This window comes from Pseudomonas sp. USTB-Z (genome assembly GCF_019691255.1).
GTDB lineage: Bacteria > Pseudomonadota > Gammaproteobacteria > Pseudomonadales > Pseudomonadaceae > Aquipseudomonas > Aquipseudomonas alloputida.
In genome coordinates, this window is sequence record NZ_JAECZP010000091.1 from 1 (window position 1) to 396 (window position 396).

The 396-nt window shown below is 61.9% G+C and carries 1 protein-coding gene; it reads left to right on the plus strand.

The genetic code is table 11. The features are described from left to right. Positions 1 to 396 (plus strand): immunoglobulin-like domain-containing protein (locus I8746_RS26995; protein WP_221101231.1); only part of this gene is annotated, 396 nt, incomplete at both ends.

Here is a 396-nt window from a genome sequence, read left to right on the forward strand (position 1 = left end):
CTGACCCTCGACAAGACGCCGGTCAGCACTACCGTCACCGACGAGCCTGGTACCCCAGGCAACCCGGGCGGCAGCAACGAAGGCGACCTGGTCAAGGTCACTATTACTGCTGACCAGACTTCGGTAGCTGAGAACGTCAAACCGACCTTCACTGTGCACGTCAACCAGCCGCTGGCCCACGACCTGGTCGTGACCCTGAGCAACAACGCCCAGGTCACCATCAAGGCCGGCGAGACCAGCGCGCCGTACACCCACGCTGCTCAGGGTGATGACGTCTACAACGACGCTGGCCAGATCAGCCTGGGTATTAATTCGGCGGTAGACGCCACTGGCGCTACGTTCGAGAACCTGCAACTGGGCGGTGCGGCTTCGGTTCAAGTGACCGATACCACCGAC